The organism is Ectorhizobium quercum (genome assembly GCF_026552795.1).
In the GTDB taxonomy this organism is placed as follows: domain Bacteria; phylum Pseudomonadota; class Alphaproteobacteria; order Rhizobiales; family Rhizobiaceae; genus Ectorhizobium; species Ectorhizobium quercum.
Genome location: NZ_JANFPI010000004.1, coordinates 498546 through 525365, shown reverse-complemented (window position 1 = coordinate 525365; position 26820 = coordinate 498546). Strand labels below are relative to the sequence as shown.

The 26820-nt window shown below is 66.0% G+C and carries 27 protein-coding genes; 13 read left to right on the top strand and 14 right to left on the bottom strand.

Features of this window, described 5'->3' with window-relative positions:
• Window positions 1-4: 4 nt before the first annotated feature.
• From NOF55_RS14765 to NOF55_RS14730, 8 genes are read left to right on the top strand one after another with little or no spacing between them, the layout of a single operon-like run.
• Entirely contained in the window at window positions 5-1306 is a 1302-nt protein-coding gene (locus NOF55_RS14765; protein ID WP_306412150.1) for a TRAP transporter large permease, read from the top strand.
• 13 nt (window positions 1307-1319) lie between these two features.
• Window positions 1320-2042 carry a 5-oxoprolinase subunit PxpB gene (gene pxpB / locus NOF55_RS14760; protein WP_306412149.1) on the top strand — a complete coding sequence of 241 codons (723 nt, stop codon included), beginning with the start codon at window positions 1320-1322 and terminating at the stop codon, window positions 2040-2042.
• Complete coding sequence (locus tag NOF55_RS14755; protein ID WP_306412148.1) at window positions 2039-3025, top strand: 5-oxoprolinase subunit C family protein; 987 nt, start codon at window positions 2039-2041, stop codon at window positions 3023-3025. The genes pxpB and NOF55_RS14755 overlap by 4 nt, the downstream gene beginning before the upstream one ends.
• Window positions 3022-3990: an NAD(P)-dependent oxidoreductase gene (locus tag NOF55_RS14750; RefSeq protein ID WP_306412147.1), complete on the top strand. Its 969-nt coding sequence runs from the start codon at window positions 3022-3024 to the stop codon at window positions 3988-3990. Before NOF55_RS14755 ends, NOF55_RS14750 begins: the two co-directional genes overlap by 4 nt.
• Window positions 3987-5273: a hydantoinase/carbamoylase family amidase gene (locus NOF55_RS14745; RefSeq protein ID WP_306412146.1), complete on the top strand. Its 1287-nt coding sequence runs from the start codon at window positions 3987-3989 to the stop codon at window positions 5271-5273. Before NOF55_RS14750 ends, NOF55_RS14745 begins: the two co-directional genes overlap by 4 nt.
• Before the next feature lie 5 nt (window positions 5274-5278).
• Window positions 5279-6451, top strand: coding sequence for a M24 family metallopeptidase (locus NOF55_RS14740; protein ID WP_306412145.1), 1173 nt, complete (start codon window positions 5279-5281; stop codon window positions 6449-6451).
• 47 nt (window positions 6452-6498) lie between these two features.
• On the top strand, window positions 6499-7278 hold the full coding sequence (locus NOF55_RS14735) for a LamB/YcsF family protein (RefSeq protein ID WP_306412144.1): 780 nt from the start codon (window positions 6499-6501) through the stop codon (window positions 7276-7278).
• 37 nt (window positions 7279-7315) lie between these two features.
• On the top strand, window positions 7316-8248 hold the full coding sequence (locus NOF55_RS14730; RefSeq protein ID WP_306412143.1) for a dihydrodipicolinate synthase family protein: 933 nt from the start codon (window positions 7316-7318) through the stop codon (window positions 8246-8248).
• Window positions 8249-8280: 32 nt separating this feature from the next.
• Here NOF55_RS14730 and NOF55_RS14725 read toward each other — a convergent pair whose 3' ends face one another.
• From NOF55_RS14725 to NOF55_RS14690, 8 genes are all read right to left on the bottom strand, one after another.
• Window positions 8281-9219, bottom strand: a complete 939-nt coding sequence (locus NOF55_RS14725; protein ID WP_306412142.1) for a LysR family transcriptional regulator — start codon at window positions 9217-9219, stop codon at window positions 8281-8283.
• Window positions 9216-9881: an aspartate/glutamate racemase family protein gene (locus NOF55_RS14720; RefSeq protein WP_306412141.1), complete on the bottom strand. Its 666-nt coding sequence runs from the start codon at window positions 9879-9881 to the stop codon at window positions 9216-9218. The genes NOF55_RS14725 and NOF55_RS14720 overlap by 4 nt, the downstream gene beginning before the upstream one ends.
• Window positions 9878-11338, bottom strand: coding sequence for a dihydropyrimidinase (gene hydA, locus NOF55_RS14715; RefSeq protein ID WP_306412140.1), 1461 nt, complete (start codon window positions 11336-11338; stop codon window positions 9878-9880). Before hydA ends, NOF55_RS14720 begins: the two co-directional genes overlap by 4 nt.
• 12 nt (window positions 11339-11350) lie before the next feature.
• On the bottom strand, window positions 11351-12277 hold the full coding sequence (locus NOF55_RS14710) for an N-carbamoyl-D-amino-acid hydrolase (RefSeq protein ID WP_306412139.1): 927 nt from the start codon (window positions 12275-12277) through the stop codon (window positions 11351-11353).
• A gap of 25 nt (window positions 12278-12302) precedes the next feature.
• Window positions 12303-12968 (bottom strand): amino acid ABC transporter permease, encoded by a 666-nt coding sequence (locus NOF55_RS14705; protein WP_306412138.1) that lies wholly within the window; start codon window positions 12966-12968, stop codon window positions 12303-12305.
• Window positions 12969-12971: 3 nt separating this feature from the next.
• A complete protein-coding gene (locus NOF55_RS14700; protein ID WP_306412137.1) occupies window positions 12972-13649 on the bottom strand; it encodes an amino acid ABC transporter permease in 678 nt (225 codons plus the stop codon).
• 4 nt (window positions 13650-13653) lie between these two features.
• Complete coding sequence (locus NOF55_RS14695; protein ID WP_306412136.1) at window positions 13654-14397, bottom strand: amino acid ABC transporter ATP-binding protein; 744 nt, start codon at window positions 14395-14397, stop codon at window positions 13654-13656.
• 65 nt (window positions 14398-14462) lie between these two features.
• Window positions 14463-15263, bottom strand: coding sequence for a transporter substrate-binding domain-containing protein (locus NOF55_RS14690; RefSeq protein WP_306412135.1), 801 nt, complete (start codon window positions 15261-15263; stop codon window positions 14463-14465).
• Window positions 15264-15612: 349 nt separating this feature from the next.
• Here NOF55_RS14690 and NOF55_RS14685 point away from each other — a divergent pair, with 349 nt between their 5' ends.
• Window positions 15613-16479: a D-amino-acid transaminase gene (locus tag NOF55_RS14685; RefSeq protein WP_306412134.1), complete on the top strand. Its 867-nt coding sequence runs from the start codon at window positions 15613-15615 to the stop codon at window positions 16477-16479.
• Window positions 16480-16527: 48 nt separating this feature from the next.
• Here NOF55_RS14685 and NOF55_RS14680 read toward each other — a convergent pair whose 3' ends face one another.
• The 5 genes from NOF55_RS14680 to NOF55_RS14660 all read right to left on the bottom strand — a co-directional run bounded on the left by NOF55_RS14680 (window position 16528) and on the right by NOF55_RS14660 (window position 21216).
• Complete coding sequence (locus NOF55_RS14680) at window positions 16528-17271, bottom strand: aspartate/glutamate racemase family protein (protein ID WP_306412133.1); 744 nt, start codon at window positions 17269-17271, stop codon at window positions 16528-16530.
• An 88-nt stretch (window positions 17272-17359) separates the two neighbouring features.
• On the bottom strand, window positions 17360-18610 hold the full coding sequence (locus NOF55_RS14675) for an NAD(P)/FAD-dependent oxidoreductase (RefSeq protein ID WP_306412132.1): 1251 nt from the start codon (window positions 18608-18610) through the stop codon (window positions 17360-17362).
• On the bottom strand, window positions 18607-19827 hold the full coding sequence (locus NOF55_RS14670; protein ID WP_306412131.1) for a pyridoxal phosphate-dependent aminotransferase: 1221 nt from the start codon (window positions 19825-19827) through the stop codon (window positions 18607-18609). Before NOF55_RS14670 ends, NOF55_RS14675 begins: the two co-directional genes overlap by 4 nt.
• A gap of 111 nt (window positions 19828-19938) precedes the next feature.
• Window positions 19939-20289, bottom strand: coding sequence for a RidA family protein (locus NOF55_RS14665; protein ID WP_306412130.1), 351 nt, complete (start codon window positions 20287-20289; stop codon window positions 19939-19941).
• Window positions 20290-20298: 9 nt separating this feature from the next.
• On the bottom strand, window positions 20299-21216 hold the full coding sequence (locus NOF55_RS14660; protein WP_306412129.1) for an NAD(P)-dependent oxidoreductase: 918 nt from the start codon (window positions 21214-21216) through the stop codon (window positions 20299-20301).
• Between the two features lie 286 nt (window positions 21217-21502).
• Between NOF55_RS14660 and NOF55_RS14655 the strand changes: the two genes are divergently transcribed.
• The 4 genes from NOF55_RS14655 to NOF55_RS14640 all read left to right on the top strand — a co-directional run bounded on the left by NOF55_RS14655 (window position 21503) and on the right by NOF55_RS14640 (window position 25790).
• Window positions 21503-22345: a transporter substrate-binding domain-containing protein gene (locus tag NOF55_RS14655; RefSeq protein WP_306412128.1), complete on the top strand. Its 843-nt coding sequence runs from the start codon at window positions 21503-21505 to the stop codon at window positions 22343-22345.
• Window positions 22346-22584: 239 nt separating this feature from the next.
• A complete protein-coding gene (locus NOF55_RS14650) occupies window positions 22585-23247 on the top strand; it encodes an amino acid ABC transporter permease (RefSeq protein ID WP_306412127.1) in 663 nt (220 codons plus the stop codon).
• The gene (locus NOF55_RS14645; protein ID WP_306412126.1) at window positions 23244-24020 is read left to right on the top strand and encodes an amino acid ABC transporter ATP-binding protein; all 777 of its coding nucleotides are present in this window, start codon (window positions 23244-23246) and stop codon (window positions 24018-24020) included. The genes NOF55_RS14650 and NOF55_RS14645 overlap by 4 nt, the downstream gene beginning before the upstream one ends.
• Window positions 24021-24128: 108 nt before the next feature.
• Window positions 24129-25790 (top strand): thiamine pyrophosphate-binding protein, encoded by a 1662-nt coding sequence (locus NOF55_RS14640; RefSeq protein WP_306412125.1) that lies wholly within the window; start codon window positions 24129-24131, stop codon window positions 25788-25790.
• A 33-nt stretch (window positions 25791-25823) separates the two neighbouring features.
• Here NOF55_RS14640 and acuI read toward each other — a convergent pair whose 3' ends face one another.
• A complete protein-coding gene (gene acuI, locus NOF55_RS14635) occupies window positions 25824-26816 on the bottom strand; it encodes an acrylyl-CoA reductase (NADPH) (protein ID WP_306412124.1) in 993 nt (330 codons plus the stop codon).
• Window positions 26817-26820 lie beyond the last annotated feature (4 nt).

Genomic DNA, 26820 nt, shown 5'->3' with positions numbered 1-26820 from the left:
ACACATGGGAAAAATCTCACTCAGCCTGCTCGGCCTCATGACGCTGATCCTCGGCACGGGCGTCTGGATCGGCCTTGGCCTCATCGGCACCGGCGCGGCGCTCGCAGCGCTCTACCGGCCCACGCTTCCACTCTTCAAGCTGCTGGCCCAGCAAACCTGGAACACGCTGGTCTCGCCCGAAATGCTGGCGCTGCCGCTTTTCATCTTCATGGCGGAAATCCTCTTCCGCACGCGGATTTCCGAAGCGCTGTTTTCCGGTCTGGCGCCCTGGCTGCGGCATGTGCCCGGCCGTCTCGCCCACATCACCGTGCTCGGCTGCACGCTGTTCGCCTCGGTCTGCGGCTCGTCGGCGGCCACCACGGCGACGGTCGGGCGCATCACCGCCAAGGAACTCATCTCCCGCGGCTACGACCGCGACCTCGTTACCGGCAGCCTCGCCGGCGCGGGAACCCTGGGCTTTCTCATCCCGCCCTCGACAATCATGATCATCTACGGGGTGATGGCGGAGGAATCCATCCTCAAGCTGTTCATGGCCGGAATCCTGCCGGGCCTGCTGATGGCCGCCTCCTATATGGGCTATATCGGCATCCGCGCCCTCATGAACCCGTCGCTCGTCGGCGACACGCTGCCGCCCACCACCTTCATCGAGAAGCTGATAGCGCTCAAGGATCTCGGACCGCTTCTTCTGCTCATCCTCGGCGTGGTCGGGTCGATGTACGGCGGCATCGCCTCGCCGACGGAAGCCGCCGCGGTCGGCGTCGGCGGCGCGATCGTCATCGGCATCATCCAGAAGACGCTGACCCCGTCGAACCTGATCCAGGCCGCGCGGCAGGCTGCCGATGCCTGCGCCATGATCGGCCTGATCATGGTTGGCGCGATGTTCCTTTCGACCGTCATCGGCTATCTCGGCATGCCGCGCTACATCGCCGGCACGATCGAGGGCTGGGGGCTTTCGCCCTTCATGCTGATCGCCGTCCTGCTGATCTTCTACATCATCCTCGGCACGGTGATGGAAGGGCTGGGATGCATCGTCATGACGCTGCCGATCACCCTGCCGCTCGTCATGGCCGCCGGCTACAGCAAGGTCTGGTTCGGCATCTTCATCGTCATCGTGGTGGAAATGGCGCAGGTCTCGCCGCCCGTCGGCTTCAACCTGACCGTGATCCAGCGGCTGACGGGCGACAGCATGGCGCGCATCACGCGCGCGACGATGCCGTTCTTCCTGATCATGTGCGCCTTCGTCCTGCTGATCGCCGCCTTTCCGGAGATCGTCTCGGTGGTGCCGGACATGATGGCCAACCCCTGAACGGATGGGAGCGATGACGGCACGCATACTGCCATGCGGCGACGGAGCACTGACGGTCGAACTGTCGCGGGAGATCGATACGCAGACCAACGCCCGCGTCATCGCCTTCGCGCAGGACATTGAAACGTCGCCCATCGAGGGCGTTCGGGAAGTCGTGCCCACCTACCGTTCGCTGATGGTGATTTACGATCCCGCCGTCGTGCGCGGCCGTGCGCTCGCCGGCCAGCTCCTCGACAGATTGAAGGCGCTCGGCACGGTGCGGCAGCCGCGCCCGCGCGTCTTCAGCGTTCCGGTCCGCTACGGCGGGCCGGTCGGGCAGGATCTGGAGGCACTGGCGGAGATGAAGGGCATGACGGGCGAGGACCTGATCGCCCTGCATTGCGCGGCGCTCTACCGGGTCTACATGATCGGCTTCGCACCCGGTTTCGCCTATCTCGGCGGGCTTCCGGAAAGGCTTCACACACCCCGCCTTTCCGTGCCGCGCCAACGGGTCGAGGCCGGCGCCATCGGCATCGGCGGCAGGCAGGGCAATATCAATTCCCTGCCGGGGCCGAGCGGCTGGCGCTTCCTCGGCCAGACGCCCGTGCGCCTGTACGATCCGCTGCGTGCGGAGCCGTTTCTGCTGAAAGCCGGGGACACGATCCGCTTCCGCCCCATCGACGCGGCGCAGGAGCGGGAACTGCGCGAAGCCATCGCCGCCGGAAGGACCACGGGCATGGAAGAGCTTTCGACGTGACCGGCGAAATCACCATCCACCGCGCGGGAATGCTCGCAACGATCCAGGATGCCGGACGACACGGCATGCTGCGTCATGGCGTATCGTCCTCCGGCGCCGTGGACCAGCAGGCCTACGCCATCGCCAACGCCCTGGTCGGCAACGCGCAGGGCGCGGCGGTCATCGAATACGCGATGGTGGGCGGAAGCTTCTCGGTGGACCGCGATTGCCTCGTCGCCGTGACGGGCGGGGAATGCGCGCTGACGATCGGCGGGAAAACCGCGCGGCCGTGGGAAAGCCACCGGGTCAGGCGGGGAGAACAGGTCACGATCGACCCGCTGAAGGGCGCGACCTGGGGCTATATCGCGGTCTCGGGCGGCATCGAGGTTCCGGTCGTCCTGGGAAGCCGGTCCACGCACCTTCGCTTCGGCATGGGGGGGCTGGAGGGGCGTGTCCTTGCCGATGGCGACCGCCTGCCCCTCGGACCGGAGCCCGATGGCTCCCCCCTGAAAATGACCTCGGTGCTGCCGCGCCCGGACGCACCCGTGCGCGTCGTCCCCGGCCCGCAGGACGATTATTTTACGCCGGACATGCTGCACGTGTTCTTCTCCCGCCCCTTCGCGCCGGGTCCGATGCGCGACCGCATGGCGATGATCCTCGAAGGCCCGCAATTGACGGCAGCTCACGGGCACGACATCGTCTCGGACGGCACGCGGGCGGGCTCCATCCAGGTTCCCCTGTCGGGCCGCGCCATCGTCCTGATGGCTGACAGCCAGACGACGGGAGGCTATCCGAAAATCGCAACCGTCATTTCGGCCGATTTCCCGCGTCTCGCCCAGATGCCGACAGGACAAACGTTCCTTTGGCGGCGCGTGACGGCCGACCACGCCGAGGAACTGGCTCTGGCGGCCCGCCGGAGGCTTGAAGAAATCGTCGCAACGCTTGCGCCGTCGCAGCCGGTCGGCGGCGGGAAGCGGCACAGGAAGGAAACGAGGGCCCCATGAAATGCCTCATTCTGCAACCCGTCCATGAAAACGGCCTCTCGCTCCTGCGCGAAGGTGGGGTGGAGCCGGTGATCTGCCCGGATGCGCGCGCCGAAACCGTCGGCAGGCTATTGCCGGGCTGCGCCGCGGCGATCACACGCGATGCGGGGTTTCCCGAAGCCTTCTTCTCCGCCGCCGACGCGCTGAAGGTGGTCGTCGTCCACGGCGCGGGACATGATGCGGTCGACAAGGAGGCGGCGAGCGCCAGAGGGGTTCTGGTCTGCAATTCGCCGGGCTTCAACGCCCGCTCGGTATCGGAACTGGCGCTCGGGCTGGCGCTTGCCGCCGCACGCAGCATTCCCTCGGCCGACCGCGCCGAACGGGACGGCAAGACAGGGTTTCGCGAGCGCCACGTCTTCAGCGAGCTTTCCGGGAAGACGGCGCTGATCGTCGGCTTCGGCGCCACCGGCGCGGGGCTTGCCCGGATGCTCGAGGCAGCGCTGGGCATGCGGGTTCTCGTGCATTCGCCGCGCGCACCCTCGGTCGACGGATTCGAGCGGGTGGACCGGCTGGAGGACGGGCTGGCGCAGGCCGACCTGATATCGCTGCACACGCCGATGCGCCCGCAAACACGCGGCCTCATCGGCGAACACACGCTTTCCCTCATCAAGCCGGGCGCCATCCTCGTCAACACCGCGCGGGCCGGGCTCGTCGACGAGGCGGCCCTTGCACGGGCCATCGAAACGGGCCGGATCGCTGCCGCGGGTCTCGACGTCTACTCGCATGACGCCCCCAGCGGACCGCTGGCGGCGACGGACAGGGTGATATTCACGCCGCATCTCGGCGGCTCGACGCAGGAAGCCCTGAAGAGAACCGCCATCGGAGCCGCCCGCAACGTTCTGACAGCGCTTTCGGGACGGACGCCGGCAACCGCCCTCAACGCGCCGGTCGGGGACTTCGCGCCGCATGAGGGAGAAAGCGCATGACCGTCGAAGATACGATCGGCCGCATCATCGAGGAGGTCAACCGGATCAGCCTGCCCGGCCCCGGCTATACGCGCCCCTCCTACAGCCCGCTGGAAACGCAGGCTCACGCCGTTGTCGCCCGCGAGGCGGAAAGGCTCGGCATGACGGTGAGCCGTGACGCCGCTTCCAATCTCTTCGCCCGCCTGCCGGGCCGGGACAGGGCCGCGCCGCCGCTCCATATCGGCTCGCATCTCGACACGGTGGCCAACGGCGGCGCCTATGACGGGCAGGCGGGCGTCGCGGGCGCGATGGCGCTCGCCGCGCATTTCGTCGAGAGCGGCGAAACGCCGCCCGTCGATCTGGTGGTCACTGTCACCCGCGCCGAGGAGAGCGTCTGGTTCCCGGTTTCCTATATCGGCTCCCGCGCGGCGCTCGGCCGGCTGAGCGCGCCCGAGTTGGAGGCGCGCCGTTCGGACACGGGCGAGACGCTGGCCCACCACATGCGCCTGGAGGGTGGCGATCCCCGGGCGGTTCTCGAAGGACCGGGCCTCCCCACGGCCAGCTTCATCGAAATCCATATCGAGCAGGGGCCGGTTCTCTTCGATGCCGGAGAGCCGTTCGCGCTGGTTAGCGGCGTTCGCGGCGGCCTGCGCTATCGCGAGGCCCGCATCGAGGGGACCTGGGCGCATTCCGGCGGGGCGCCGAAGGCGTCGCGGGCCGATGCGGTCGTCGCCTTCGCCGATCTGGTGACGGCGCTCGACCGGCATTGGGACGCGATTCTGGCCGACGGCGGGGATCTCGCCGTGACGTTCGGCCGCGTCGATGCGGCCAGCAGCGAGCACGCCTTCGCCAAGGTGCCGGGACGTCTGGCGTTCTGCATCGACATCCGCTCCGGCGAGGACGGCATGCTTGAACGCATGGATGCGATCCTGCAACGGGAAATCGCCGGGATCGAGGAACGGCGCGGCGTGCGTTTCCACATGGGGCCGCAATCGCGCAGCAGGCCCGCCTCGCTTTCGGCCGGCCTGAACCGGCGCATCGGTGAAGCGAGCGCAGCGCTCGACCTGAAACCGCGCACGATGCTTTCGGGCGGCGGGCACGATGCGGCGGCCTTCGCGGCGGCCGGCTTCGACAGCACCATGCTGTTCATCCGCAACTGGAACGGCAGCCACAATCCCGATGAAGGCATGGACGAGAAGGATCTGGCGCTTGCCGTCCGTGCCCTGGCGGCCGCTTTCGCAGACAGACAGGCAGACGGCGGTGCAAGACTCCCCCGCAAGGCCTTTCCCATTGAAAAAGCATGAATCCGATGTTCACAGGAACCGAGACGATCGAACGCGGTAGCGAAGCGGCCTTTTCGCCGGAAGAATTCAAGAGACGGCAGGCCGCGGCCGCTGCGGCGATCGCCGCAAGCGGACATGCGGCGCTGATCGTCACATCGCCGGAAACCATCTACTGGCTCACGGGGCGGCAGACAGCCGGTTACTTTGCGTTTCAGGCGCTGGTCGTGAGAGCCGAAGGCGATCCCGTGCTTCTCGTGCGCCAGCTCGAACTCGCGGGCGCCCTCGCCGCCACCTGGCTTGCGGACATTCGCATCTGGCGGGACGGCGACGATCCGGCGGAGGCGCTGGTGCGCCTGCTTGCCGATCTTGCGATCGCCCGGCCGGCAATGGAAAAGGCTGGCTGGTTCGTGTCGCCGCTGATGGTAGCGGAAATCGAGGCGCGGCTGGGCGCCGGCCCCCTGCCGGACGGCTCCGGGCTTCTGCCGCCCCTGAGAATGGTCAAGTCCGCCGCCGAACTGGCCTGCATCCGCAAGGCCGCCGCCTATGCCGACGCCGGACTGGCCGCCGCCATCGCCGCCTGCCGCGAAGGCGTAAGCGAGAACACGGTCGCCGCCACCATGATCGCCGCCGCCATCGAGGCGGGGTCGGAAGCCTTCGCGATGGAGCCGCTGGTTTCCTCGGGGCCGCGCAGCGGCCTGCCGCACATGACCTGGCGGCGGCGCACCTTCCGGAAAGGCGATGCGATCTTCCTCGAAATGGCCGCCAGCCATGCCCGCTATCACGCTGCGCTGATGCGGTCCGTCTTCATCGGCACGCCCGCCGCCGACGCGCGGGGCATGATGAGCTGCGCGTTGGACGCCCTCGACGCCGCCCTTGCGGACATCCGTCCCGGAGCACCCTGCTCAGCGGCGCATGACGCCGCCCAGCGCGTGATCGACGCTGCCGGATACACGCAGGCCTTCCGCAAGCGCGTGGGCTATTCGATGGGCGTGGCCTTCGCGCCGGACTGGGGCGAGGGCGCGATCCTCAGCCTGTTCTCCGGCGCGGACACGCCGCTGAGGGAAGGCATGGTCTTTCATCTCCCCGTGACGCTGCGCGCATGGGGCCAGTTCACGGTCGGGGTGTCGGAAACGGTGATCGTCACCGACACCGGCTGCGAGGTGCTTTCGCGCCTGCCCCGCGACATGGCGCTGCGCTGACGGCAGGCCGCTCATCAACCCCTTACCGGAAGGCGGAGGACAAACGGATGGCAACCATAGACCTGAATTGCGACATGGGCGAAAGCTTCGGAGCCTGGAGCGTCGGCGACGACGAGGCCATGCTCGACCTGGTGACGACGGCGAACATCGCCTGCGGCTTCCACGCCGGCGATCCGGTGGTGATGCGCGACACCATCCTGATGGCGAAGAAACGCGGCGTGGCCATCGGCGCGCATCCGTCCTTCATGGATCTTTACGGTTTCGGCCGCCGGCGCGTGTCCGGCGAAAAGCCGGAGGATCTGGAAGCCCAGCTCATCTACCAGATCGCGGCCATCCGCGGCATGGCGGAAGCGCTCGGCTGGCCGATCACCCATGTCAAGACCCACGGCGCGCTCGGGAACATGGCGGCGGAAGACCCGGACCTGGCGCTGGTGTGCATACGCGCCGTCCAGGCCGTCGATCCCTCCCTGACCTTCATCACCCTTCCCTATTCCGAGACGATGAAGGCCGCGCAAAAGGCGGGGCTGAACGTGGCCTGCGAAATCTATGCCGACCGCTCCTACACCGATGCGGGAACGCTGACCCCGCGGTCGGTTGCAGGCGCCGTGATCCACGATCCCCGCCGCAGTGTCGATCAGGTCCTGTCGATGGTCAGGGACGGGTTCATCCCGACAACGGGCGGCAGGAAGCTGCCGGTGGAGCCGGCGACGCTGTGCGTCCACGGCGACACGCCCGGCGCGGCGGACATGGCCAGAGCGCTGCGCGAGGCATTGGCCGCCGAAGGGATCGCCGTCGCGCCATTCGCCCTGCCCGCGGCACGCGCATAACCACCATCGACATCCCGACAATCAGCAGGCGGAAACCATGACCACCTTGATCGACCGACAGACTTCCGGCGTCTACATCATCGCCGCGACACCATTTACCGACGACGGTTCCGTCGACTTCGACAGCATCGACCGCCTTGTCGACTTCTATGTCGAAAAGGGCGTCGACGGCATGACGATCCTCGGCATGATGGGCGAAGCCGACAAGCTTTCGGCCGAAGAGCGCCACGCCGTTCTCGATCGCTTCATGAAACGCGCCGGGGATCTTCCGGTCGTCGTCGGCGTGTCCGACGCCGGCATTGCCAATCTGGCCTGCCTCACCCGCGCCGCTATGGACATGGGGGCGGCGGGCGTCATGGTCGCGCCGACGCGCGGCCCCGCCCGCGAAGATCGCGTCGTCGGTTACTTTCATCAGGTCTGCGATGCAATTGGCGAGAACGTGCCGGTCGTCTTCCAGGATTTCCCACAGGCCACCGGCGTGCCGGTCTCCGCGCGGACGATCATCGAACTCAGCCGCGACCGGCCGCAGATCGTCATGCTGAAGCACGAGGATTGCCCCGGCCTGGCGAAGATTTCCGCCGTGCGCGCTTCGCAGAAGGATGGCTATCCGCGCATGTCGATCCTCTGCGGCAACGGGGCGCTCTACCTGCCGCAGGAAATGGCGCGCGGTGCCGATGGCGCCATGACCGGCTTTGCCTATCCCGAGGCGCTGGTGGGCACGGTCGAGCGCTTTCTCGCCGGCAGAAAGGATGAGGCCGAGGACTTCTTCGATGCCTATCTGCCGATCCTGCGCCACGAGCAACAGCCGGGCTTCGGCCTTGCCCTGCGCAAGACAATCCTCATGAAGCGAGGGGCGATTGCCAGTGCCGCAACCAGAGCGCCAGGACCGCGGCTTTCCCGGACCGACTGGAATGAGCTTGAGCGGCTTGTTGCCAGAACCGAACGCAATCTCGCGCGGCTTGGCCTTTAGGGCCGGTATTCCATCGGGCTGTCCGACCGCGGTCAGGTTTTGCGTTGCAGGCCGGTCGCGTCGAAATCGACCAGAGCCTTCTTCATCTCCGAAATGAAGGCGTGCAGAAGCCGTGAGCGCGGCACGCCTTTTCGGGTCAGCATGGCAACCGTCACCTCGATCGGCGGCAGAAAAGACCGCTCGATCACGGCCGAGCCGTTCTGGAATGCCGCCGTATAGGGGTCGACGACAGCAGCGCCGATACCGGCGGCGACAAGAACCGCCGCTGTGGAACAATAGCGAACCTCGACCCGTGGATGATAGGGAGCGCTGTCGCGGTCGAAGGCGTTGCGGACCAGGGTTCCCATCCGCGATTCCATTTCAAGCCCGATGAAATCGCTGCCGGAGAGGGAGTGAGCACCGACCGTCGTGCCGGAGACTTCGGTTTCCGCAGGCAGCAAGGCCACCATGTGGGTACGGGCGAGAATTTCCACATTGACCGCCGGGTGCCGCTCCAGCGCCAGGGCGAGGCCCAGATCCGCCGCACCGCCCTGCACGGCTTCAATGACATGCTCCAGGCGCCTCACGTCGTAGGCAAAGGAGACCTCGGGGCGTTCCTTCAGAAACCGGCGCATGGCGAGCGGCGCGACCGTGTGGCCGAGGGGCGGCGTGGACATGATGCGCAACCGGCCCGAGATGCCCTGACGGATGTCGCGCGCCCGCGTCGCAAACCCCCGCACCAGGCCGAAAACCGGCTTGATATCTTCGTAGAGCGCCACGGCCTCCGCCGTGGGTTGCAGGCGGCGATGCAGCCTTTCGAACAGCGTCACCCCCGTCTGCGCCTCCAGTTGCCGCAATCCGGTGGACACGGCCGGCTGCGAAATGCCCAGTTGCTCCGCCGCCTCCACGGTGGTTTCGCAACGCATGATGGCATCGAAAATCTCCAGCAGCCGGAGAGATACGTCCGGCCTGGACGAACCCTGTTCGCTCATAATCCCTCTGAGACCAGCTTGCCGAACGCCATCGCAACGGCCGCCTGCGTCGGATCGACGACCTGCACGCCGAGCACCTCCTCAAGCCGTTTGCGGTGGCCCGACATTCCGGCACAGCCTAGCACGATCGCGCCCGCGCCCATAGCCTTGAGCTTTTCTCCCGCCCCGAGGAGCAATGCGAAACTGTCTTCGCCATGCCCGCTGTCGGCCACGCTGACATTGCCTTCGAGCGCCACTTCACCGGCCAGGCGATGGTCGACGCCAAGGCGGCGCAGGTTGCGAAGATGCCTCGGAATGGAACTTTGCGCCACCGCGATGACCCCGAAGAGATCGGCCAGGGCCAGCGCCGACAGGACACCCGCATCCTGAATGCCGTAGACCGGGCGCCCGGTGATCGAACGGGCGAGGTCGAGCCCCGGCTGCGAATAGCAGGCCAGCACATAGGCACCCGCATCCGGTCGCGCCTCGATCACCGCCGCAGTGTTCAGCCCGGCCTCGTCCACGTCGCGCTGGGTCACGACACCCGGAGGACCGTGCGTGATCGTCAGGCATTCGATTTCCGGCCCGCCGGGGTGGCAAAACCCGGCCAGAGCCTTGCGCAAGCCCTCCGTCACCACTTGCGAACTGTTGGGATTGATGACGAGTATCGGACCGGGCGTCATGGCGCGATCTCCCTGCCATAGGCCGCCGCGATGTCGAATTCGACGGCCCGATGCCCCGGCATGGCGCCGGTATCGACGGGCTTGCGGGCAATGAAGCGCCCCTCGCCCGGCCTTGCCTTCAGGACACCCTTTTCGACGACCACGCGGCCGTTGTTCATCACCAGTTCCGGCCAACCGGTGACATCCATGCCCTCGAAAGGCGTATAGTCCATGTTGTCATGCTGGTCGGCAAGGGTGACGCGGCGCCTTTCCTCCGGATTCCATATGGCGATATCGGCGTCGTAGCCGGGCAGGATCGCTCCTTTGCGCTCCAGGCCGAAAACGCGGGCGGCGTTGGCGCTGGAAAGGCGCACGAACTCCGGCAGGGTGATCCGCGCCTTGCCGACCCCTTCGGAGAATAGCCACGGCAGACGCATGGCAATGCCCGGCATGCCGTTGGCAATCTTCGGATAAGGTGCATCGTCGCCATTGACAAACTTCCCGCTGGCGTCGGCGCGGTAGGGAGCATGATCGGACGAAACGCTCTCGAACGTGCCGGTACGGATGTGCTGCCACAGCGCATCCTGCGTTGCATGATCGCGAAGCGGCGGCGAGCAGATATACTTTGCACCCTCCATGCCGGGCCGGTTCAGGTCGTCGCGGGTGAACGCCAGATATTGCGGGCAGGTTTCGGCAAAAAGCCGTGTCCCGGCCAGCTTCTCGCGACGCACGATCTCCGCTCCGCCGCGGGTCGAGACATGCACGACGAACAGCGCGGCATCGACCAGCTTCGCCAGGGACACGGCGCGGTTGATCGCCTCTTCCTCGGCCAGTTCCGGGCGGCTCAACGCATGATATTTCGGTTCCTCCATGCCTGCGGCGACAAAGCGCCGGTTCATCCATTTCACCATGTCGTTGTTCTCGGCGTGAACCATCGTCAGCGCGCCGTGCCGCTTCGCCACCGTCAGAATGTCGAGCATGCCGCCATCGCCGATGTTCATCAGATCGTAGGTCATGAACACCTTGAAGGAGGTGATACCGCGCGCGAACACGCCGGGCAGTTCCTCAAGCACGGCGGGCGATGGATCGGAGATGATCAGATGGTACGAATAGTCGAGCACGGAATTCGCAGCCGCGCGCCCGTCATAGGTTGCGACGACATCGGCGATCGTCTGTCCCCGATGCTGGGCTGCGAAGGGAATGAAGCAGGAATTGCCCCCGAACGCCGCCGACACCGAACCGGAATAATAGTCGTCGGCGGTCATGATGCCCGTCGAACTTTCCTGGGCGATATGGCAATGGCCTTCTATTCCGCCCGGCATCACGAGACGGCCGCCCGCATCGATGCGACGCGCGCCGCCGGAAATCCGCCCGGCAATGGCCGCGATCACGCCGCCCCGGATCCCGATATCGGCGCGGACCGTTTCATGGGCGGTTACAACAGTTCCGTCATGGATGACGGTATCGAAATCCGACATGACGACCTCGCTTCAGACTTCCACGATGGCACCGGTCTGCGACGTGATGCGACCGTAGTGCTCGATGCGGCGGTGACGCTGGAAATCGAAGATCGTCGATTTGCCGAAAGCGCATTTTTCGAAGTCGCACTCGGCGACGATCAATTCGTCCTCCTCGGTTGCGGCGCGCGCCAGAACGAAACCGTCCGGGTCGACGATGATCGAGCCGCCCATCAGCGGATGGCCGTCCTCGACGCCCGCCTTGGCCACGCCGACGACGAAAGTGGCATTCTGGTAGGCCCCGGCCTGAAGCGACAGATCGGAGTGGAACAGGCGCTTCTCCAGCCCCTCGGCGCTCATCTGGCTGTTCACCGAAGGCGTGTTGTAGCCGATGGTCACGAGTTCCACGCCCTGTAGTCCCATGCAGCGGAAGGTTTCCGGCCATCGGCGGTCGTTGCAGATCGCCATGCCCATGATCACCCCTTCGTTGCGCCAGACGCGAAAGCCCAGATCGCCCGGTTCGAAATAGCGCTTCTCCAGATGCTGGAAGGCGCGCCCGGTATCGTATTCGTCATGGCCGGGCAGATGAACCTTCCGGTATTTGCCGACGATCTCGCCCTTGCGGTTCGTCAGGATCGAGGTGTTGAAATGATGGCCGTCGGGTGTCAGCTCGGCGTAGCCGAAGGTCATGGCCATCGCCAGATCGCGGGCGCGCTCGAAAAGCGGCTGCGTGGCGCGGTTCGGCATCTCATGCTCGAACCAACTGTCCACCTCGTTCCGGTCGGGCATGTACCAGCGCGGGAAAAAGGTCGTCAGCGCCAGCTCCGGATAGACGATCATCGTCGCGCCCTTCGCGGCGGCCTCGTTCATCAGCTCGATCATGCGTTCTACGACGCTCTCGCGGTTGTCCGCCTTCTGGATGGCGCCCAGTTGCGCCCCGGCGACGATCATTCTGGTCATGGTCTTTTCCTTTCGTCTTTCATTCTCATGCCGCAAGCCGGCGCTGGAAGCGGCTGACCAGCCGCACCACGGGCCACAGCAGGGCAAGGTAGATGAGCGCCGCCAGAACCAGCGGCGAAGCGTTGTAGGTAATGGAGCGCGCCATGTCGGCGCTGTAGAGCAGTTCGGAAAGCGAGACGACGGAGGCGAGCGAGGTGAGCTTCACCACCTCGATCGTATTGGACAGAAGATCGGGCAGCACGTTGCGCACCGCCTGCGGCAGCACCACGTGGGTCAGCGTCTGCGTCCTGTTCAGGCCCGTGGAGCGCGCCGCCTCCCACTGCCCCTTCGCCACCGAGAGAATGCCGGAACGGTAGACCTCGGCATAATAGGAAGAGTTGTTGAGCAGGAAAGCCAGCGCCACTGCGGCGAAAGGCGACATCGCGACGCCCGCGAAAGGCAGGCCGGAATAGATGAAGATCAGCAGCACCAGCGGCGGCAGGGCCCGGAAAATATCGGTGAACACGATACAGGGAATCCGCAGCCAGCGGCGCGGGCTGAGATTGCCGAGCGCCAGCAGAAGCCCGCCGACGAGCCCCGGAACGATGACCGCGGCGCACAGTTTCGCCGTCATCCACAGACCTGCCAGCATGAGCGGCATGGTCTTCGCCATGATGGTCAGGTTGAAAAACTGATCGACAAGGGCCTGCATGGCTCACCTGCCCTGCCGCGCGAAGTGGCGGCTCTCGACCGCCCTGGCGACAAAGACCAATGGCAGAAAAATGACAAGATAGGCGATGGCAGCGAGCGTCAGCGGTGTGGCGCTGCCGGAAAAGCTCTGTGCCATCGTGGCCGTGGACAGGATTTCCGAAACGCCTATCACCGAGCCGAGCGCCGTCATCTTCGTGATGGCCAGCACCCGGTTGACCAGAGGCGGCAGGGCAAGGCGCACCGCCTGCGGCAAAGCCACCCATGCCAATGTACGGCCGAACCCCAACCCGGTGGACAATCCGGCCTCCCACTGCCCCTTGTCGACTGCCGAAAAACCCGCCCAGAACGCTTCCTCCGCAAAGGCCGCCAGCGTCAGCCCCAGCACGATGAACAGCACCATCGGCCCGGAAAGCCTGATGCCCGCCGACGGGAGGCCGAAATAGAGAATGAGGATCACCACCAGCGGCGGCAGCGCCCGGAATATGTCGGCAAAGCAGATGATGAAGAAATTCGCGCTCCGGAACCCGCAGGTGCGCAGGCTGGCGAGGGCGAGGCCCAGCGCGATACCCGCCACGACGACGGCCAGCGAGATCCACAACGCAACGCCCGCCCCCGCGATGATGTCGGGCAGATAGCGCTGCATGACGGCCGGATTGAAGAACGTCTCCAGGAAGCGTTCCATCGCCTCACTCCAGCACGCGGGACAGGAACGCGCGGGTGCGCTCGGCCTTCGGCGCGCCGAAAATCTGCTCCGGCCGGCCTTCCTCGACAATGACGCCGCCATCCATGAAAATCACCCGGTCGGCGGTTTCGCGCGCAAACCCCATTTCATGGCTGACCACAAGCATCGTCATGCCCTTTTCCTTCAGGTCCTTCATCACCTTGAGAACCGACCCGACCAGTTCCGGGTCCAGCGCCGAGGTCGGCTCGTCGAAAAGCATCACCAGCGGGTCGAGCGCCAGCGAGCGGGCGATCGCCACGCGCTGCTGCTGGCCGCCGGACAGTTCCGAAGGCATGGCATCGGCCTTGTGCGCGAGCCCGACGCGCTCCAGCATGTCCAGCGCGCGTTCGTCGGCTTCGGCGCGGCTGCGCCCGAGCGCCTTGCGCTGCGCCAGGGTGACGTTCCCGAGCACGCTCATATGCGGGTAAAGATGAAAGCCCTGGAAGACCATCCCGACTTTCAGGCGCATCAGGTCGAGATCGCGGCGGGTGCCGCTCATGATGTTGCGGCCATCGACGATGATATCGCCAGCGGACGGCTCCTCCAGGCGGTTGCAACAGCGGAGCATGGTGCTCTTGCCGGACCCGGAAGGGCCGATGATGAACACCAGCTCACCCCTGGCAACCTTGATATTCACGTCCCGCAGGATCGTGTTCTGTCCGAACCGTTTCTCGAGCGAGACGATTTCGAGCATGGGGCGGTCGTGCATGACAGGCTCCGGGACACCAATGTCACGGCGGGGACGGAATGGTCCGCCCTGCCGTGAAGACGCTGTCATTTCAGCTCACACGAGGGCGCATGGTCGTCCTCGACATACCCCTCGAAGCCGGGAACGCCGTAACCCTTCGCGGGCGTGACGATGGTCGTACCGGCAACCGGCGCAACGCCGAACCATTTCTCCGAAAGAGCGGCCAGAGAACCATCGATCTTGAGGCACTCGATGGCCCGGTCGACGAGGTTCCGGCCTTCCACATCGTCCTTGCGGAAAGTCAGCGCCCAGACCAGCCCTGTGGGATATTCATAGGACAGCTTGAGTTGCCGGTTCTGCTTCACGGCCCAGGCGGCGACGGTCGCTCCCGCCAGGTTCGCGTCGGCCCGTCCGGCGAGCACCGCGGCCACGGCATCGGTATTGGTGCCGTAACTTTCGACCGTCCAGCCGTATTCGGCTTCCTTCTCGCGAAGGAAACTGTCATAGGCCGAGCCCTTGTTGACGGCAATGGTCTTGCCCTTGAAGTCGTCGAGAGACGCGTATTCCGGGGCGTCCGCCGCGACGACGAAGCCGAAATTGGTATCCATGAAACCTTCCGTAAACAGAAGGTTGGCGGCGCGCTCGCCGTTGACCGTGACGGGCGCAGCCAGAAAATCGTAGGTCTTCGCCTGCAATGCGGGAATGAGGCCCGAAAACTGCGCGGCGGTGATTTCCACCGTCTTGCCGAGGCGTTCTCCGATCAGATTGACCAGATCGACGTTGAAACCCTCGACCTTGCCGTCGAGGGTCGGCATGGCATGCGGCGCGAACGTGCCGTCAAGCGCGGTTTTCAGCGTCTCCTGCGCCTGCACGGATGAAAAAGCCAATAAGAGGGTTAGTCCGGCAATGCCGGATCTGAAAAATCGCTTCATCTGTGTTCTCCTGCTGGGGGTATGCCTTTTCGGCTTTTCTTGGCAGGAGATAGTTTCATGGGCTTAGATGCGTCGCAATATAAATTGGCCGCGATAATTATAATCGAATTATATGATTTCCTGATACTAAGCCGCCCGGAGGGACGGTTTTGGCGGACGGAACCGGCCCGCAAACGCGGCAGCTTATATTCCGATAAGTTCGGCCGATTGATCAACGCATCCCACCATGCCACAAGCGCCTGACATACGGCGTGAAGAACGCCACACCATATCGAAGACGCTGCAATTCCCCAAAGGAGCGGACATGAGCAGAACGGTTTATCTCAACGGCGCATGGCTGTCCGAGGACGAGGCGAAAGTCTCGGTCTTCGACCGCGGCTTCCTGTTCGCGGACGCCATATATGAGGTGACGGCCGTCATCAGCGGCAAGCTCGTGGACTTTGCCGGCCATGCCGCCCGCCTGAGGCGTTCGCTCGATGCGCTGGGCATTCCCGCGCCGGTCTCGGAAAACCAGCTGCTGTCCCTGCACAAGGAGATCGCCCGGCGCAACGCCCTCTTGGACGGGCTGATATACCTCCAGATTTCCCGCGGAGCGCAAGACCGGGACTTTCTGTTTCCCGAGGGCCTTCACCCGACCTTCGTGATGTTCACGCAAGCGAAACAGGTTCTCGACAATCCCAGATGGAAAAGCGGCATCAGCGTGCAGACCTCGCCTGAAGGCCGCTGGGCCAACCGCCAGATCAAGACCGTGCAGTTGCTGTATTCCTCGCTGGCAAAGGTCAACGCGGCACGCGATGGTTTCGACGACGTGCTTTTCGTCGAAGACGGTTTCATCACTGAGGCGAGTTCGGCCAACTTCCACATGATCACCCCGGAAGGGACACTGGTGACGCGGGATCTGTCCAACGCGCTGCTGCACGGCATAACCCGCGGCTCCATTCTCGATCTGGCCCGGAAGGCGGGCCTTCGCGCCGAGGAACGGGCTTTCATACCCGAAGAGGCAAAGGGTGCTGCCGAAACGTTCATCACCTCCGCGACCAGTTTCGTCATGCCCGTCGTTTCGATAGACGGGCACACAATCGGCGATGGCACACCCGGCCCGGTCAGCAGGCGCCTGCTGGACCTCTATATCGAAGACCGCCTGGCGAATGGCGAGAGCATTACCGACTGAACGCAGCGGCGCAATCGATCACGAGGGGCGCCCGCAGGGCGCTCCTCGTTACCGGTCGATGCCCTGGAAACGGCGCGGGCGAAGCCCTGCGTGGAACCAGGTGATCATCGAATAGATGTCGTAGACCGGCAGGCCGGTCGCCTCCTGGACGGCGGCGGCGTAGGGCGGCATGTTGGTGCATTCGAGAACGATGGCGCCGACATCGGGATTGTTCGCCACGAGCGCCTTCGCCGCGTTCACCACGTCCTCGCGGGCGAGATCGACGTCCATGTCGTCCTTCTCCGCCTTGATCAGCACGCGGAAGAATTCCCTGCCGTTCTCCGTGCCCGCGACCGGCGTGTCGAGCGGCACGCCGGCGCCTTCGAGATGGGCCGGCGTCAGCGTCGAGGCGCTGACGGTGACGATGCCCACCCGCTTGCCCGGCGGCAGCGTCGCCTGAACCCACGGGACCTGCATCATCGAGGAGGTCGCGACCGGCACGCCGACCGCAGCGGCGAGTTCCTTCTGGAACAGCGCCAGGAAGCCGCAATTGGTGGTGATCGCTTCCGCACCCTGCGAAACCAGATCGCGCGCCGCGACGACGAAATCGTCGAGCAGGCCGGAGGCGCCCTTCAGCACCACCTTTTCCGGGCTCGCGCCGCGCACGAGGCGATAGAGCACCGGGAAAGGCCAGGTCGTGCCATTGCCCATGTCGCCGGGAATGCGGGGGAAACGGGCTTCGAGCATGAGAATGCCGAGCGGAACGCCGTAAAGCGCCTTGCCGCCCTTGGCGATGCGGGATGTGTCAGCCATGAGAGCCTCTTGGAGCATTTCCAGGAAAAGTGTGAAGCGGTTTTCCGTCCGGAAATGCGAAAAAAACGGACGGAAAGGCTCCGGGAGTTTAGAGGAAACGGCGCGGGTCGAGGCCCGCAATCGGAATTTCGGCGGCCTGTCCGCCCACGAGCTGCGCGACCACGCGCCCGGTGCGTGCGGACGAGACGAGGCCGACATGGCCGTGGCCGAAGGCATAGACCACATCGCGTGAGCGTCGCGACAGGCCGATGCAGGGCCGGCCGTCCGGCGTGGAGGGACGATGACCGAGCCAGAGCTTGGCCTGCGAGACATCGACGCCGGGAAACATCTTCGCCAGATGGCCGCGCAGGATCTCCGCCCGCCGCCAGTCGGGCGAGGCCTCGACCGAGGCGATTTCCACCTGCCCGGCGGCGCGCAGCCCGTGCTCCATCTGCTGCACGACCATCTTCGCGTCGGAGGCCATGAAGGCGGTCTTCATCCCGGTCTGCACGCCTTCCAGCATGACGTGGTATCCGCGCTCGCTTTCCAGCGGCAGGGCATCGCCCAGCCGGCGCGTCAGCGGGGCGGAATGGACGCCGGCGGCGATCACCGCGCCGTCGCAATCGACGATGCCGCGATCCGTCACCACGCCCGTCAGCCGTTCGTTGTCGAAGCGGAAGTCGATCGCCCGCGCCGGCTCCACCACCGCGCCGCGGCTTTTCGCGAGAGCCGCGAGGGCCGCGACATAGGCGCCGGGATTGCGGCAGCGCCCGGCCTCGTCGACCGCCACCGCAAAGCCGTAGCGGTCCGGCAGTGCCGGGTCCTCGGCCCGCAGCGCCTCGCCGGAAAGCTCGCGCCACGCGATGCCGGTGCGGGCGCGGATATTCCACGCAAGGGAATCCGCATCGAACACCGACCTGTCCCGGTAAACGTGGAGGACGCCGCCTTCGGCGACCAGATGCGGAACGCCGGCCTCCGCAGCCAGCGCCTTGTGCAGGGCCGGCGCGTCCTTCAGCAGGGGGCGCAGCGCCTGCGCGGTCGCCTCGACGCGCGCCTCCGTCCAGCCGGACAGCAGGTAGCGGACCAGCCAGGGCGCGGATTTCGGCAGATGCGGCCAGCGGATGGCCAGCGGGCCGAGCGGATCGAGAATATAGCCCGGCACCTTCTTCCACACGCCCGGCTCGGCCGGCGGAATGACGGAGTGCGAGGACAGCCAGCCGGCGTTTCCATAGCTCGCCGCCTGCTCGCCGCCGGCGGCTTCGGGCTCGATGACGGTGACGCGATGGCCGGCCCGCAGCAGTTCGATGGCGCTGACGGAACCGATGGCGCCGGAGCCGATGACGGCGATATGACGGCTCATGACAGCGCCCCGCAGGCCTTGGCGATGCGCGCCAGCGCCTCTTCGAGGCTGTCCATCGACGCCGCATAGGAGATGCGGAAATAGGGCGCCACCCCGAAGCAGCTTCCCGGCACCACGGCGACATCGGCGGCATCGAGCAGGTAGCGGCAGAAGTCGCTGTCGGTGGCGATCGCTTCGCCCTGCGGCGTCCGGCGGCCGATGACGCCGGCGCAGTTGGCAAAGGTGTAGAAGGCCCCCTCCGGCGTGCGGCAGGTGATGCCCTCGATGGCGTTGAGACCGGCGACGACGCGGTCGCGGCGCGCGGCGAAGGCGGCGCGGCGACCGGCCAGCACGTCCTGCGGCCCGGTCAGCGCCTCGATGGCGGCGGCCTGGCTGACGGAGCAGGGATTGGAGGTGCTCTGGCTCTGGACCACGGCCATCGCCGCGATTAGCGCCTTCGGCCCGCCGGCATAGCCGATGCGCCAGCCGGTCATGGCATAGGCCTTGGAGACGCCGTTGACGGTCAGCGTGCGGTCCTTCAGCGACGGTTCGAGCTGGACGGCGGTGACGAAATCCATCCCGTCATAGACGAGATGCTCGTAGATGTCGTCCATCATCAGCCAGACATGCGGATGGCGCTTCAAGACGGCGAGAATGGCGCGCAGCGCCTGCTCGCCATAGGCGGCACCCGAGGGGTTGGACGGCGAATTGAGCAGCAGCCAGCGGGTCTTCGGGGTGATCGCCGCCTCCAGATCAGCCGGATCGAGCCGGAAGCCGTTCTCCTCGCGGCAGACGACCGGCACCGCGGTGCCGCCGGAAATCGCCACGATATCGGCATAGGACGTCCAGTAGGGCGCGGCGAGAATGACCTCGTCGCCGGCATCCAGCGTCGCCATGAAGGCGTTGTAGAGGATCTGCTTCGCCCCGGCGCCGACGGTGATCTCGTCCGGGGCGTAGGCCAAGCCGTTCTCGCGGCGGAACTTTTCCGAAACCGCCGCCTTCATCGCCGGCGTTCCATCCAGAATCGTATATTTGGTCTCGCCGTCGCGGATGGCGCGGATCGCTGCCTCCTTGACGTTTTCCGGCGTGTCGAAATCCGGCTCGCCGGCGCCGAGCACGATCACCGGGCGCCCCTCGCGCCGGAGCGCCGCGGCACGGGCGCCGATCTTCAGAATCTCCGATACACCGATGGCGCCGATGCGCGTGGCACGGCGAAACGGAGAGGCAGCCTGATCCATGTTTCTTCCCCTTGAGAGCATTTCCAGCAAGAATGTGAAGCGCTTCTGCTGGAACTGCACAAACACAAACAGTCGGAACGTTTTCGCTTTCCGGAGAAAAGCGGAAACGCCCTAGCGGACGGCGGTCACGATCAGCTCGACCCGGTAGGCCGGATCGGCCAGCTCCACCTTGGCACAGGCGCGGCTGGGTTCGGAACCCGCAACCACCCAGCCGTCCCAGACCGCGTTGAAGCCATCGTAATCCGACATGGATGTAAGCCAGATCGTCACCGAAAGCACGCGCGACTTGTCGGTTCCGGCCTCGGCCAGCAGGGCGTCGACCTTGGCCAGCGCCTGCCGGGTCTGCTCCTCGATGCCGGCGGTCTTGTCGTCGGCCACCTGGCCGGCCAGCAGCACGAGATCCTTGAAGGCGCTGGCGCGGGCGCGCCGCGCGTTGCGGTCGATGCGGACGATATCGTTCATGGTTTTACCTCACTTGCCGGTTGCGGCGATGCGGCGGCAATGGTCGAGCGCCGTGCCGATCAGGTTGTCGCTGGCTTCCGGCGTGCGGAACGCCGAATGCGCCGAAAGCGTCACATTGTCCAGCGTGGTCAGGACATGGCCGGCCGGCATCGGCTCGATGGTGTAGACGTCGAGGCCCGCATGGCGGATATGGCCGGAGCGCAGCGCCTCGACCATCGCGTCCTCGTCCACCAGCGCGCCGCGCGCCGTGTTGACGAGGATGACGCCCGGCTTCATGGCGGCGATCTTCTCGCGGGAAATGATGCCCTTGGTCTCGTCCGTCAGCAGCAGGTGCAGGGACAGCACGTCCGAGCGGGCCAGAACCGTGTCGAGATCGGCAAATTCCACGCCGGGCCAGCTTTTCGGCGAACGGTTCCAGGCGATGACCTTCATGCCGCTGCCGAGCGCGATGCGCGCCACCTCGGCGGCGATGCCCCCGAAGCCGATCAGGCCGAGCGTCTTGCCGGTCAGCTGCACGCCGTCGGTGCGCAGCCACTGGCCGGCGCGCATGGCACGGTCCATGCCGGCGAAGCCCTTGGCGGCGGCCCACATCAGCGAAATGGCGCATTCGGCAACGGCCGTGTCGCCATAGCCCTTGACGATATGGACCGTGATGCCGTTTTCGGCCAGCGCATCGACATCCATGTAGCTGCGCGGCCCGGTGCCGAGGAACACGACGTGCTTCAGCGCCTTGCAGGCCAGCGCGATATCCAGCGGCAGGTGGGTGTGGTCGACGATGGCGATCTCGGCATCGCCGAGAACGGCCGGCAGTTCCGGCGGCGTGATGGCGGGCTGGCGATTGATCTCGACCTGCGGATCGCCGTCTCGGAGCAGCCGCTCGGTGACGGCAGAAAGAGTGTCGTTGGCATCTACGAAAACGGCTCGCAATTTTCTCTCCTCGATTGCTGCTGGACTGCCTTCGCGACCGCGCTTCAGCGATGGCGTTCAAATCTGTATACAGAATTGAATGTTGCTTGCAAGAAATTTCTGCATCGGAAAATAATGGCGATATTGCAATCACTTGCATATTTTTTAAGCCGATTTTCCCTTTGCATAAAAATCTTCATCATCCCCGACATACGATATTGCATTTTGTTCTGAATACAGGATAATCGCAACCGTCCGACCCCTTCCGGGGGCCTTTCGCAGCCAACCAACCATCAGAGGGAAATCCATGAACCGCAGGGATATGCTGGGCGCTCTCGCCCTTGGCGGCGTCGGCGCCGCCGCAGCCGTCGCCGCCACTCCGGCCGCAGCCCAGGGCGCCGCCTCGACCATCGACAGGATCAAGTCTTCGGGCGTGCTGCGCGTCGCGGTCATCGTCGGCCAGGAACCGTATTTCCACAAGGACCTCGCCTCCGGCGAATGGTCCGGCGCCTGCGTCGAGATGGCCCGCGACATCGCCGACAAGCTCGGTGCGAAGGCCGAATTCGTGGAATCGACCTGGGGCACGCAGGTGACGGATCTTCAGGGCAACAAGGTGGACCTCGCCTTCGCCGTCAACCCGACGCCGGAGCGCGCCCTCGTCATCGATTTCTCGACCCCGATCCTGATCCATTCCTTCATGGTCATCACCGGCAAGAATTTCGCCAAGCCGGCCACGTGGAAGGAACTGGACAAGCCCGAGGTCAGGATCGCCGTCGACACCGGCTCCACGCACGACCTGATCGCGCGCCGCTATTGCCCGAACGCCACGATCCTCGGCTTCAAGAACCGCGACGAGGCCATCATGGCGGTCGCCACCGGCCGGGCCGACTGCAACGTCTCGCTGACCGTTCTGGCGATCTCGACGCTGAAGAAGAACCCGAACCTCGGCGGCCTCGCCGTGCCGCAGCCGCTGCTGACGCTGCCGACCAACATGGGCCTGCGCACCGAGCAGGACCTGCGCTTCAAGACGTTCCTCTCCGTCTGGGCCGACTACAACCGCTCCATCGGCCAGATGCGCGAATGGATGCTGTCCGGCTTCGAAACCGTCGGCATCACCGCGGACGACCTGCCGCCGGAAGTCCAGTTCTAGAGATTTCCGCCTGTCACGGAGCCACGGCCCGCGATACGGGCCGGCCCCTCGCCCGCCCTGCGGGCATCGTCTCCGCGGAGAAAGAAAGAGGGCTGATGCCGCAGCGTTTCGCCCCTCCTTCTTGCGGCGGGGCGGAAAGGGCGGCGCCATAGCGCGTCGCCTGCCGTGGAACGGAGTGGCGGAAACGCTCCATCCTTTGTTTTTACGCATTTCCCCGAAATGCTCGAAGAGGCATGCGCATGTATGAATGGGATTTCACCGCGCTCCGGCCCTATTGGGGGCTGATGGGCCAGGGCCTGCTGACGACGGTGTTCTATACGATCACCACCGTCATCACCGGCCTGATCATCGGCCTCGTCGTCGGAATCCTGCGCAGCGGCGGGGGGCGATGGCTCTCCCTGCCCCTGCGGGCCTATATCGAGGTGTTCCGCTGCACCCCCCTTCTGGTGCAGCTCGTCTGGGTCTATTACGCCCTTCCCGTCCTGATCGGCGTGGACATGACGGCGGCGACGGCCTGTTTCCTCACCCTGTCGCTCTATGCCGGCTCGTTCTATGCGGAAGTCTTCCGCGGCGGCATCGAGGCCGTCGACCGCGGCCAGTGGGAGGCGGGCCGGGCGCTCGGCATGAAGAGAGGCCGGATCTTCCGGCGCATCGTCCTGCCGCAGGCCGTGCAGGTAATGATCCCCTCGCTCATCAACCAGACGGTTCTCCAGTTGAAGAACACCTCGCTCGTCTCCGTCGTGGCGGTCGGCGACCTGCTCTACCAGGGCTCCGTCATCACCGCCGCCAGCTATCGCCCGCTCGAAGTCTACACGACGATCGCCGCCCTCTACCTGATCGTCCTGCTGCCGCTCACGCTCGCGGCGGACCGGCTGGAGCGCCGTATGGGAGCCCATCGATGACCGGACCAAACCCCTCTTTCATCCTTCAGGCGGAAAGCATCTTCAAGTCCTTCGGCTCGCACGACGTGCTGAAGGGCGTGTCGCTGAAGGTCGCGCGCGGCGAGGTCGTGACGCTGATCGGCGCCTCCGGCTCCGGCAAGTCGACGTTCCTGCGCTGCATGAACCTTCTGGAAACGCCCAAGGACGGCTTCATCGACATCTGCGGCCACCGCTTTTCCTTTGCCGCCGCTCAAAGGCCGCCAAAGGACAACCAGCTCGCCGCGCTGCGCCGCGACGTCGGCATGGTGTTCCAGCACTTCAACCTCTTCCCGCACATGACGGTGCTCGCCAACGTCATGGAAGGCCCGGTGCAGGCCCGGGGAACGCCCGTCGCCGAGGCGAAGGAGCTGGCGATGGACCTTCTCGCCAAGGTAGGCCTCTCCGAAAAGGCCGACGCGCATCCGGCCCGGCTCTCCGGCGGCCAGAAACAGCGCGTGGCGATCGCCCGGGCGCTGGCCATGAAGCCGCAGGTCATGCTGTTCGACGAACCGACCTCGGCACTCGACCCGGAACTCGTCGGCGAGGTGCTGAACGTCATCCGCTCGCTCGCCGCCGAAGGCATGACGATGGTGCTCGTGACGCATGAAATGGCCTTCGCGGCGGACGTTTCCTCCCGCGTGGGCTTCATGAACGACGGCGTTATGGCCGAGATCGGCGCCCCCGGCGACATCCTGCGCCATCCGTCGAACGAGCGCCTCAAGGCGTTCCTCAACCGGTTCCACGCCGAACACTGACATCCGGCCGGCTCCCGCGGGCCGGTTTCCAGAAAAAAACGCCGTGTCGGGAGCATGGCGTCCGCCATCCGGCGCCGCGGCGCGCCCAGCAAAAGATCGAGGAGTGACATGCGTAACGGAGGACGATTGCTCGTCGAGTGCCTGGTGGCGCTCGGAGCGAGAAAAGGGTTCGGCGTGCCGGGCGAGAGCTATCTCGCCGTTCTGGACGCCTTGCACGACACGGCAGGCCAACTGGATTACGTGCTGTGCCGCAACGAGGGCGGCGCGGCCTTCATGGCGGCGGCCTACGGCAAGCTGACCGGCGAGCCCGGCCTGTGCTTCGTCACGCGCGGCCCCGGCGCGACCAACGCCTCCATCGGCGTCCACACCGCCATGCAGGACAGCGCGCCGATGATCCTCTTCGTCGGACAAGTCGGAACCGACATGAAAGGCCGCGAAGCCTTTCAGGAAGTCGATTACAAGGCCGTCTTCGGCACCGTGGCCAAATGGGCCGTCGAGATCGACCGGGTCGAGCGCATCCCGGAAATCCTCGGCCGCGCCTGGCGCACGGCGCTCTCCGGCCGGCCCGGCCCGGTCGTCGTCGCCCTGCCGGAAGACATGCTGACCTCGCTGACCGACAGCGAGCCGCTTGCCGGTTTCAACGGGGTCGATGAGCCCGTGCCGTCCGGCGCGGCCATCGCGAAAACCCTCGGCCTCCTTGCAGAAGCCCAACGCCCCCTCATCCTCATGGGCGGCTGCAACTGGAAGGCCGGGGGTGCCGCGGCACTCCAGTCCTTCGCGGAAGCCTCCGACATTCCGGTCGTCGCGGCCTTCCGCTATCAGGACCAGTTCGACAATTTCTCGCCCGTCTTCTGCGGCGAGGCCGGGGTCGGCATGCCGGCCCATGTGCGCCGCCTGATCACCGGGGCCGATACGATTCTGGCCGTCAACGTCCGGTTCGGCGAAATGACCACCGACGGCTACACGCTGCTGTCCGTGCCCGCTCCGAAACAGACGCTGATCCATGTCCACGGCTCCGATCTGGAGATCGGCAAGATCTACCAGCCGGCGCTCGGCATCCAGGCCGGGCCGAACGCCTTCGCCGCCGCCCTTTCCCCGGTCCGGGGCGGCTGGGCCGGCTGGCGGCGGGAGGCTCGCGCGGCGTGGGAAGCCTCCTTCGAGGCGCCGGAACAGCCCTCGCCGGTCGATATGGCCAAGGTCACGGCGCATCTGCGCGACACGCTGGCCGACGATGCGATCCTCACCAACGGCGCGGGCAACTTCACGGTCTGGCCGAACAAGTTCTTCAAGTTCGGCGCGAAGGCGCGGCTTCTGGCGCCGCAATCGGGCGCGATGGGCTACGGCGTTCCCGCCGCCATCGCCGCCAAGGTCGCCCATCCGCAGCGCACCGTCGTCTGCTTCGCGGGCGACGGCGATTTCCAGATGAACTGCCAGGAACTGGCGACGGCGCTTCAGGCCGGGGCGCAGCCGATCATCCTTCTCGTCAACAACGGCATCTACGGCACGATCCGCGCCCATCAGGAACGCAACTATCCCGCCCGCGTCTCGGGCACGGACATGGTGAACCCGGATTTCGTGGCGCTGGCGAAGGCCTACGGCTTCCATGCCGAGCGGGTGGAAACCACGGACGGCTTCCCCGCCGCCTTCGCCCGCGCCCTCGCCTCGAAAACCGGCGCGCTGCTCGATCTCGACGTCTCCGCCGAGGCGCTCACGCCCCGGCAGACGCTGTCGCAGATGCGGCAGGCAGCGCTCGCAGGCAAGGCGGGCTGACGGGAGAACGCCTCATACGTGCGGGGCCGGCCCTCAGCCGAGCCCCGGATTGACCGGCACGACAATCCGCCCGCGAACCCGGCCTTCGAGAAGCGTCGGCGCCGTTGCGATGACGTCGCCGAGGGCCACCTCGGTGGTGATCGCGTCGAGCTTTTTCAGATCGAGGCCTTCGGACAGGCGCCGCCAGGCTTCGAGCCGTTCCGGGCGCGGGCACATCACGCTGTCGATGCCCACCAGGGTCACGCCGCGCAGGATGAACGGCGCGACGGTCGTCGGCAGGTCCATGCCGGCGGCGAGGCCGCAGGCCGCCACGACGCCGCGGTGCCGGATCGAGGCCAGCACGTTCGCCAGCACCGTGCCGCCGGCGACGTCGACGGCGCCGGCCCAGCGCTCCTTGGCGAGCGGCCGGCCCTTTTCCGTCAGCTCGCCGCGGCTGACGATCGACCGGGCGCCAAGGCTCCGGAGATAGTCCGCCTCCTCCGGCCGGCCGGTGACGGCAGCCACGTCATAGCCTGCCGCGGCCAGCAGGGCCGTCGCCACGCTGCCGACGCCGCCGGCGGCACCCGTCACGGCGATCTCGCCCTTGTCCGGCGTTACGCCATGCCGTTCCAGCGCCATGACGGACAGCATGGCGGTGTAGCCGGCGGTGCCGATCGCCATCGCCTGCCGGAGACCGATCGTCTCGGGAAGGGGCACCAGCCACTCTCCCCGGGCGCGCGCCTGCCCGGCAAGCCCGCCCCAGTGCTTTTCGCCGACACCCCAGCCGTTCAGCACCACCCGGTCGCCCGGCTTGTAATCGGGATGGGCGCTCTCGGCCACCACGCCCGAATAGTCGATGCCCGGCACCATCGGGAAGCTGCGCACGATCGGCGACCGGCCGGTGATGGCAAGGGCGTCCTTGTAGTTCAGCGTCGAATAGGCGACGTCCACCAGAACATCGCCTTCCGGCAGTTGTTCGGGAGAAAGCTTGACGAGCGAAACGCTCTGCCCTTCCTCGCTCTTGTCGATCAGAATGGCGTCGAACATATGG